Source organism: Streptomyces sp. PT12 (assembly GCF_003311645.1).
In the GTDB taxonomy this organism is placed as follows: Bacteria; Actinomycetota; Actinomycetes; order Streptomycetales; family Streptomycetaceae; genus Streptomyces.
In genome coordinates this window covers 1-4111 of the sequence record NZ_QEST01000043.1, presented here as the reverse complement: position 1 = coordinate 4111, position 4111 = coordinate 1, and the positions used below count along the sequence as shown (strand labels likewise).

Below are 4111 nucleotides of genomic sequence, written 5' to 3'. Positions count from 1 at the left end.
CGATGTTGCGGGAGCGTCTGTTGTCGGATCTTGCGCCTGTGGTGCCGCGTTCGGGCAGTGTTCCGTTCTATTCGACGGTGACGGGTGGGTTGCTGGACACGGTGGCGTTGGACACGGGGTATTGGTATCGGAATATGCGGGAGCCGGTGGAGTTCGAGGCTGCCACCCGTGCTCTGGCCGAGGATGGCCACACGCTGTTTATTGAGGTGTCCGCGCATCCGCTGCTCGGGTCGGCGGTCGAGGCGACGGTCGATGAGGCTGTGACCATCGGTACGCTGCGCCGGGATGAGGGCGGGGTCCGCCGTCTGCTGCTCTCCCTTGGCGAGGCGTATGCCCATGGCGTGCCCGTGCGCTGGGGCCTTGAGGGTGGCCATGTCGACCTGCCGACCTACCCCTTCCAACGCCAGCGCTACTGGCCCGAGGTGAGCGTGGCCCCCCTCGCCCCCACCGCGCACGACCTCGGCGACGCCGACCTGTGGGGCGCCATCGAACGCGGCGACCTCGACCTAGACGAGGCCGCCCGCGCCACCCTCACCAGCTGGCGCCGCGACCGCACCGAGAGGTCCACCCTCGACTCCTGGCGCTACAAGATCGCCTGGCGCCCCGTCGGCGAACCCCCGGCCCCCACCCTCACGGGCCGCTGGCTCGTCCTCGCCGACGAGAACGACAACTCCGCCTCCGAGGCCGCCCAACTGGCCCTGCGCGCCCTCGGCGAACACGGCGCCGAAGCCGAACTCGCCACCGCGCCACCGGAGTTCGAGGGCAAGGACATCGCTGGCATCGTCGCTGCGCTCGACCTCGAGGGCACCCTCGCCCTCGCCCGGCGCATGGCCGCGGCCCAACTCACCTGCCCGCTCTGGCTCGTCACACGCCAGGGCGTCTCCATCGGCCGCTCCGACCCGTTGGGCAACGCCGAACACGCCCTCGTCTGGGGCCTCGGCCGCGTCATCGGGCTCGAACACCCCGAGTTCTGGGGTGGGTTGGTCGACCTGCCCGCCGCCGTCGACGACCGGGTCGCCGCCCGGCTTGCACGCGTGCTCGCCCGCGTCGGCGACGAGGACCAGCTCGCCGTCCGCCCCTCCGGCATCTTCGTCCGGCGCCTGGTCCACGCCCCCATCGGCGACACCCCCGCCCCCCGCGACTGGCGGCCCACCGGCACCGTCCTGGTCACCGGCGGCACCGGCGGCGTCGGCGCGCACGTGGCCCGTTGGCTCGCGGGACGAGGCGCCGACCACCTCGTCCTCACCAGCCGCCGCGGCGAGAACGCGCCCGGCGCCGCCGAGCTCGCCGACGAGCTGCGGGCGTTCGGCCCCCGGATCACCGTCGCCGCGTGCGACGTCGCCGACCGCGACGCCCTCGCCTCGCTCCTCACCTCGCTCGCCGACGCGGGCACCCCCGTCCGCTCCGTCATGCACGCCGCGGGCATCGGCCCGCTCGTGCCGCTCGAAGAGACCGACTCCGCGCTGCTCGCCGACATCCTCGCCCCCAAGGTCGACGGCACACAGCACCTCCACGAGCTGCTCGACGGCGCCCCCGGCGCCCAACCCCTCGACGCGTTCGTGCTGTTCTCCTCCAACGCGGGAGTGTGGGGCGGCGGCGGCCAGAGCGCCTACGGCGCCGCCAACGCCTACCTCGACGCGTTCGCCGAACGCCGCCGCGCCGCCGGCCTGCCTGCCACCTCCGTCGCATGGGGCGCCTGGGGCGAGGACGGCCTGGCCGCCACCGAGGACGCCGCCCTGCACCTGAGCCGCAGGGGCCTGCTCCCCATGGAGCCCGCCCTGGCCATCGCCGCGCTCCAGCAGGCCATCGACCACGAGGAGACGTTCCTCTCCGTCGCCGACATCGACTGGGCACGGTTCGCCACCGCCTTCACCGCCACACGGCCTCGCCCGCTCCTCGACGAACTCCCCGCCGTCCGGGCCGCGTTGACCGCCCCCACCGCCGAGGCCGACACGCCGGCCGACGGCACGGGGCTGGCCGCCCGGCTGCGCGGGCTCTCCGGCGCCGAACGGCTCCGCGCCCTGGAGAAGCTGGTCAGCGGGCACGCCGCCGCCGTCCTCGGCTTCGCCGACGCCTCCGACATCGAGCCGGGCCGCGCCTTCCGCGACATCGGCTTCGACTCGGTCACCGCCGTCTCCATGCGCAACCGGCTCGCCGCGGAGTCCGGCCTCAAGCTGCCCACCACCCTCGTCTTTGACCACCCGACGTCCACCGCCGTCGCCCGCTTCCTCGACTCCCGGCTCAACGGCGCCGACACCGCGGCGCCCGCCACGCCCGCGCCCGTCGCCGTCGCCTCCGACCACGACGACCCGATCGCCATCGTGTCGATGGGCTGCCGCTTCCCGGGCGGTATCCAATCCCCGGAAGACTTCTGGGAGTTGCTCGCCGAGGGCCGGGACGCCGTCACCGTGTTCCCCGAGGACCGCGGCTGGGACACCGACGCGCTCTACCACCCCGACCCCGACCACCCCGGCACCAGCTACACCCGTGAGGCCGCGTTCATCCCCGATGTCGCCGACTTCGACGCCGGGTTCTTCGGGATATCGCCCCGCGAGGCCCTGGTGATGGACCCCCAGCAGCGGCTCCTGCTCGAGACCGCGTGGGAGGCGTTCGAGCGGGCGGGCATCACCCCCGACACGCTGCGCGGCAGCCAGACCGGGGTCTTCGTCGGCGCCTCGTCCTCCCACTACGCCACCAACCTCACCCGCGTCCCCGAGGGCGCCGAGGGCTACTTCCTCACCGGCAGCGCCGCGGCCGTCCTCTCGGGCCGCATCTCCTATGTCCTCGGCCTCGAAGGCCCCGCCGTCACCATCGACACCGCCTGCTCCTCCTCCCTTGTCGCCCTGCACTGGGCCGCGCAGGCGCTGAGGCAGGGCGAGTGCACGCTGGCGCTCGTCGGTGGCGTCGCCGTGATGACCAACCCCGGCCTCTTTGTGGAGTTCTCCCGCCAGCGCGGCATGGCGGCCGACGGCCGCTGCAAGCCATTCGCGGGCGCCGCCGACGGCACGGGCTGGGGCGAGGGCGCGGGCGTGCTGCTGCTCGAACGCCTCTCCGAGGCCCGCCGCAACGGCCACCCCGTGCTCGCGGTGCTGCGCGGCTCGGCCGTCAACCAGGACGGCGCGTCCAACGGCATCACGGCCCCCAACGGCCCGTCGCAGCAACGCGTCATCCGCCAGGCCCTCGCCAACTCCCGCCTCACGCCCGCCGACATCGACGTCGTCGAGGCCCATGGCACGGGGACGCGCCTCGGCGACCCCATCGAGGCCCAGGCGCTCCTCGCCACCTACGGCCAGGACCGGGACGCCGAACGGCCGCTGTGGCTGGGCTCGGTGAAGTCCAACATCGGCCACACCCAGACCGCCGCGGGCACCGCGGGCATCATCAAGATGATCCTGTCCATGCACGCCGGAGTCATCCCCAAGACCCTCCACGTCGACGAGCCCACCCCGCACGTCGACTGGACCGAGGGCGCCGTCGCCCTGGCCACCGACGCCGTCACCTGGCCCGACACCGGCAGGCCGCGCCGCGCCGGAGTCTCCGCCTTCGGCGTCAGCGGCACCAACGTCCATGTCATCCTGGAACAGGCCCCCGAGGCCGAGCCGCCCGAACGCCCAGGACGTCCAGGCACCGCCACCGCGCCGGTCGTCCCCGTGCCGATCTCCGCCCCCACCGCCGACGCCCTGCGCGCCCAGGCCGCCCACCTCCTCGACCGGCTCGACCCGGAGGCCGAACTGGCCGACATCGCCTACTCGTTGGCCACCACCCGCGCCGCACTCGACCACCGCGCCGTCCTCGCGGTCGCGAGCCGCGCCGAGCTGACCGATGAGCTGACCGCGCTCGCCGACGGCCGCTCCCCGGCGGCAACGGGCCCGCGCGGCAGGGGGCGTCTGGCGTTGGTGTTCTCGGGGCAGGGGAGTCAGCGGCCCGGGATGGGGCGTGAGCTCTACGATGCCTTCCCGGTGTTCGCGGGGGCGTTCGACGCGGTGTGCGCGCGTCTTGACGCGCATCTGGAACGGCCGGTGCGGGATGTGGTGTTCGGGGATGACGCCGAGGCGCTGAACCGGACGGAGTTCGCGCAGGCCGGGCTGTTCGCGGTGGAGGTGGCGCTGTT

General features: G+C 73.9%; 1 protein-coding gene. It reads left to right on the top strand.

The features are described from left to right. Positions 1–2: 2 nt before the first annotated feature. A partial coding sequence (locus DEH69_RS04215) for an SDR family NAD(P)-dependent oxidoreductase (protein ID WP_113685515.1) occupies positions 3–4111 on the top strand: 4109 nt, incomplete at its 3' end.